At 64.4% G+C, this 5305-nt stretch carries 3 protein-coding genes; all 3 read right to left on the reverse strand.

The window, feature by feature from the left end; genetic code table 11:
- Positions 1–251: 251 nt before the first annotated feature.
- The 3 genes from NKJ55_RS34965 to ligD all read right to left on the reverse strand — a co-directional run bounded on the left by NKJ55_RS34965 (position 252) and on the right by ligD (position 5150).
- Positions 252–1283 carry a tetratricopeptide repeat protein gene (locus tag NKJ55_RS34965; RefSeq protein ID WP_352453866.1) on the reverse strand — a complete coding sequence of 344 codons (1032 nt, stop codon included), beginning with the start codon at positions 1281–1283 and terminating at the stop codon, positions 252–254.
- 59 nt (positions 1284–1342) lie between these two features.
- Positions 1343–2254, reverse strand: coding sequence for a non-homologous end joining protein Ku (gene ku / locus NKJ55_RS34970; RefSeq protein ID WP_352453864.1), 912 nt, complete (start codon positions 2252–2254; stop codon positions 1343–1345).
- Positions 2255–2660: 406 nt separating this feature from the next.
- On the reverse strand, positions 2661–5150 hold the full coding sequence (gene ligD, locus NKJ55_RS34975) for a DNA ligase D (protein WP_352453865.1): 2490 nt from the start codon (positions 5148–5150) through the stop codon (positions 2661–2663).
- Positions 5151–5305: the final 155 nt, after the last annotated feature.

A 5305-nucleotide genomic window follows, 5' to 3' on the forward strand; every position in this document is an offset into this window, starting at 1 on the left:
TTCTGTCCTCGAATGGCATCCCGAACCCCCTCGCGCAAAAGCGCAAAACTGTTCGCGATGTCCTCGCACATCTGTTCGCGATGTCTCCGGTCCAAACACCCTTGTGGGAGAAGGTGGCCGAGCGAAGCTCGGTCGGATGAGGGGTGTTCCAGGGAACGCCGACGCCTCATTTCTTCCAACACCCCTCAACCGTCTCGGCGCTGCGCGCCGATCCACCTTCTCCCACAAGGGGAGAAGGAGGCGCTACTACCTCACCCTGCCGACATCCGCGCCAGCTGCAAATCGACAAACTGGATGCCCCGCGCGGCCGTGCGCGCCCATTCGGAATTGGCGTCGAGCTCGAGATAGCGCACCCAGCGACGCCGCGCCTCGGCGAGATTGCCGGCGTCGAACTCCAGCCTGGCAAGGTTGAATACCGCATCGGCATAATCAGCGTCCAATGCGATCGCCTTGAGCAAATGGCGGCGCGCCGACGCCACCCGCCCCTCTTCGCTCATCAGCCCGGCGAGATTGAACCAGGCCTCGACGAAGCCGGGATCGAGCTTTATCGCGCGGGCATAGTCGTGCGCCGCCTCGGCCGCGTGGCCGGCGGCGCGCAGGCAGTTGGCGCGGTTGAAGGCGGCGATGGCATCGCTTGGGTCGATGGCCAGGCAGCGCTGGTAGAGCGCCGCCGCCTGCTCGTGGTCTTCAGCCCCTTCCGCCGCCTCGGCATCGGCGAACAGCTCTTCCAGCGTGTCGTCATCCTGCGTTCCCAGATCGAACAGCAGCTGGCCGTCGAGTTCGCTCTGGCCGCCCTCGAGATAGATCGCATCGGCCCGCCCATGCTGTGAGCCGACGGCGAGCGACTTGGCGGTGAGCGAGGCGACCGGGCCCGACCGGTGCACCGAGCGCGCAATCGCCCCCCAGGAGGCGCCACCGGCGACCAGGCCGGCATATTTGCGGGCGAGGATCAGGTCGCGAAAGGAATACGGTTCGCAATCATGCTCGAAGGCATCGAACAGCGACAAAAGGTCGAGATCCTCGCCGGTCAGCCGCGACTGGTCGATCAGCGACTGCCGCGACAGCGCCGAAGCCTCCGGCGCTTTCATCAGGCCGAGCAGGCGCAGGAAGCCGTTCTCGCTGACCAGCTTGCGCCCGGCTGCGCGCTCGGTGACGACGCGGCGCTCAATCTCGGCATCATCGGCCTTGGCGAGGAACGTCCGCCCGAATACCACATGGGTGGTCCGTCTGGTGACTCCGCGCCGCAATTGGCCCTGCCGGCGCGCGACCTCGCGCGCCGCCATGCGAAGCGGAAACGCCGCGAGCGCGCCGATAGTGCCGAAGATCGTGCCAGTGGGCGCCGTCACCCTTTGCTCTTACCGACGGCCTGCAGCAGATTGGCCTTGAGCGGGTTTTCCTTGGCGCCGCCCTTGGCGGACTTTGCTTTGGCTGCCGGTTTCGTCGCCTCATCGGCCTTGCTCTTCGACTTGGCCGGCGGCTTGGCCGATTGCGACAGGCTCGCCTTCAGCGCATCCATCAGATTGATGACATTGCCGCGCTCGGGTGCCGCCGCGATGATCGGCTTGTGGCCCTTGAGCTTCTCGCGGATCATTGTCATCAGCGCGATCTCGTAGCGGTCCTCGTAATTCTTCGGATCGAAGATGGTTTCCTTCTGCTTGATCAGCGCCTCGGCCAATTGCAGCATTTCGGGATCGGGGTTTCCGGCCGGGATATTGCCGAAATACTCAGCCGTGCCACGCACTTCGTTCGGATTCCTCAAGGTGCAGACGAACATGCCGTTCTCGCGCGCGCCGATCGTCACCACGCGCTCGCGGCTGGACAGCACCAGGCGGGCGATCGCCAGCTTGCCGGATTTGCGCATGGCTTCGCGCAGCACGGCGAAGGTCTCCTCGGCCATTGCGCCGTCCGGCGCCAGGTAATAGGGCGCGTCCTGATAGATGACGTCGACCGAATGCTCGTCGACAAAGGCCTCTATGTTCATCGTATGATTAGATTCGATGCGTACCGCATCGAGATCGGAGTCCTCGATGATGATGTACTGCTTGTCCTCGTATTCGTAGCCCTTGACCAGGTCCGAACGCTCGACCAGCCCGAGTTCGGGGTCGACCGGCTTCATGTTGATGCGGTTGTGCGTCTTCTTGTGCAGCTGGTTGAAGCTGATGCGCTCGCTGGCGCTGGTCGCCGGATAGAGCCGGACCGGACAGCTGACCAGACTGAGCTTGAGGTAACCTTTCCAACTTGCCCTGGGCGCCATGAAATACTCCTACGCGGCCTTGTGCTGTCGAACTGTTCGCAGCGTTCATTCGTCCGGAGGACGAACGGGGCTGCCGAAATCCTACATTGCCCCTTACAATACCGCCAAATCCCTAGCGAAATCTTCCATCTCGGCTGAGGGGTCGGCGGTGGGACCCGGCGCGAAGATTAATTCAAATTTTCCGGAGCGTCGATGGAGTCTGGAGCCGCGCTCGCAGAACTTGGTTCCTCGCCCCCATGGAATGGGGGAGAGGTGGCTCGGCGAAGCCGAGACGGAGAGGGGGAATGGCGCCCCTTCGCCCACAAGAGAATCTCTTCCTCCGCCGGCGAAGACCCCTCTCCGTCCGCTACGCGGCCACCTCTCCCCGCTTTCGCGGGGCGAGGAACCCTAGTTCTGCAAAGCCCGCTTACTTGACCACCGGCAAATCCCTGGCGAAATCTTCCATGTCGGCCCAGGGATCGCCTGACGTCGCCAGCAGGCCCGGCAGCGACGAATAATTCAGATCCTGCGGAGCGTCGATGGATTCCAGATCGCTCCAGCTCACCGGCGTCGAGGCCGGCAAATTGGTGCGGGCGCGGAGCGAATAGGGAGCCGCAGAAGTGTGGCCGCGCGCATTGCGGTGATAATCGATGAAGATACGCCGCTTGCGGTTATCCTTGCCCATGGTGGTGGTGAAAGTGTCGGGCGCGGTGGCGGCAAGATGCGTCGAGATGGCGCTGGTCGCCTGGTGCAATTTCTTCCAGTTCTGCTTTTGCGTCACCGGTACTGATATGTGGATGCCGTGGCCGCCGGACGTCTTGGCGAACGGCACCAGCCCTAGCGCTTCCAGCTCGCCCTTAATGTGCACCGCCGCCTCAACCACCTCGCGCCAGGCGATCCCCTCGCCCGGGTCGAGGTCGAAAACGACCAGGTCCGGCTTGTCGAGCCGCGTGCGATGGGTGCCCCAGGTGTGGAACTCGACGACACCGAACTGCGCCAGCGCCAGATAGCCCTTGGCGTCTTCTACGGAGAGATAAGATTTGGTCTCGCCCTCCGAATTGGTCGCCTCGAAGGTCGCCACCGATGACGGCATGCCGGTGAAGGCATGGCGCTGGAAGAAACAGTCCTGCGGCCTGCCGGTCGGGCAGCGCACCAGCGACACCGGCCGGCCGAGAATGTGCGGCAGCATGAAATCGCCGACCAGCGCGTAGTAGACGGCAATGTCGAGCTTGGTCGGGCCGGTCTTGCCGAACAGCCGTCGCGTCGGGTTGGTCACCCAGATGGTGGCGAGATCGGCCTCGGCGATCAGCCGCTTGCGCTTGGCCGACACCGGCGTCGACAGGCCGACGTCGCGCAGGCCGCGGAACACCGCATGGCGCAGCGCATTGTCGGTGGTCCGGTTGGCGTAGTGGATGTGCGCCGAAAGCAGCGGCCGCACCCAGTTCATCTCGCGCATGATCTCGCGCGGAACGCCTTCCGGCGCGGACGCCCCGGCGCGCAAAGGCTCCAGCCGGGCCAGCAATTCGGTGGCGGTGGCGGCATCGAAGCCGGTGCCGACCTTGCCGCGATAGTGCAATTCGCCATCCTCGAATTCGCCGAGGCCGAGTGCGGCCAGCCCCTCGGCCGCGTCGGAGACAGTGTAGCCGGCGATAACGAAATCGCCGGTCTGAAGCGCCTTGGTCTTGGTCCAGGTCTTGGTACGGCCGCTCTGGTAGATTGCCGTGGCGCGCTTGGAGACGACACCCTCGAGCCCCATCTCGGATGCCTGGTCATAAAGTGCCTGGCCGTCTCCTTCGACATGATCGCTGAGCTGGATGGCCGAATTGGCGCCGAGACCGGACAGCAATTGCGAAAGCAGCGCCTTGCGCCGGCGGAGCGGCGCTTGTCTCAGGTCCCAGCCGTCGAGATACAGGAGATCGAAGGCGTAGAAGTGGAGCTTGTTGCCGGCGCCTTCGGCCAGCGCATCCTGCAAAAGGGCAAAGCGGCTGATGCCCTTGGCGTCGAGCGCGACGACCTCGCCGTCGATGATCGCCTCGCGGCACGGCAGCCTGGCGAAGGCAAGCGGCAGGTCGCCATAGCGCTTCGTCCAGTCGAGGCCGGCGCGGGTGATCAGCCTGACTGCGCCGTTAGCGAGATGCGCCATGGTGCGGTAGCCATCGAATTTGATCTCGTGCAGCCAGACTTCGCCCGTTCGGGCCGCTGGGTCATCGCCGCCCGGCGGCTTCGGAACCTGCGTAGTCAGCTGCGGCTCGATGCGGGTGGGCGGCGGCGCCTTGATGGCGCCTGGCAAAGCACCTGGCTTCAGCACCACCGGCTTGGCAGGCTTGGCGGCCGGCTTCGGCGTTGCCACCAGTTCCTCGATGCGGCGTCCGGATTTGACACTTTCCGGCCGGGCTTCCAGTATGTCGAGCTTGGCGTCGGCGGCGAGATCGCGCTCCTTGAACAGCAGCCAGTTCTTCTTGCCCTCATCCTCGCCGGGCTTCGGTTTCAGCCGCGTCAGCATCCAGCCGCCATTCAGCTTTTCGCCGGCGAGGCGGAACTTGAAGGAACCGGTGCGCAGGCTCTTCTCGACATCGTCCATCGGCGCCCAGACGCCGGTGTCCCAGACGATCATCGGCCCGCCGCCATATTCGCCTTCGGGAATGACACCTTCGAAGTCGATATACTCGAGCGGATGGTCCTCGGTCTCGACCGCCAGCCGTTTGTCGGCGGGGTTGAGCGACGGGCCGCGCGGCACCGCCCAGCTCTTCAGCACGTCGCCGACCTGCAGGCGCAGATCGTAGTGATCGGCGGTGGCGTGATGCTTGTGGACAACGAAACGATTGCCCTCACCGGCAACCAGACCGCCGGCTGGTTCCGGCGTCCTCGTGAACTCGCGCTTGGCGCGATAAGCCTTGAGCTTCGAAGGAGCTGGCATGGACTAGGCGCGGGTGGTGGGCAAAAGCAACGAGCGCCGCATCAAAATCCCATCGCAGCGGCGCTCCAATGTCACGGCATGATGGGGTGGACGGCGCCCGACGGCATCGGATGTGCCAGAATGAGTTCGTTGAGATCTCAAACAAGGGAGCCGTC

This window comes from Mesorhizobium sp. M0106, assembly GCF_040322715.1.
GTDB lineage: Bacteria > Pseudomonadota > Alphaproteobacteria > Rhizobiales > Rhizobiaceae > Mesorhizobium.

What these genes read in the sequence shown, in the direction of transcription:
- NKJ55_RS34965 (WP_352453866.1), bottom strand. Translation starts at nt 1,283, where the DNA reads ATGGCGGCGCGCGAGGTCGCGCGCCGGCAGGGCCAATTGCGGCGCGGA.
- ku (WP_352453864.1), bottom strand. Translation starts at nt 2,254, where the DNA reads ATGGCGCCCAGGGCAAGTTGGAAAGGTTACCTCAAGCTCAGTCTGGTC.
- ligD (WP_352453865.1), bottom strand. Translation starts at nt 5,150, where the DNA reads ATGCCAGCTCCTTCGAAGCTCAAGGCTTATCGCGCCAAGCGCGAGTTC.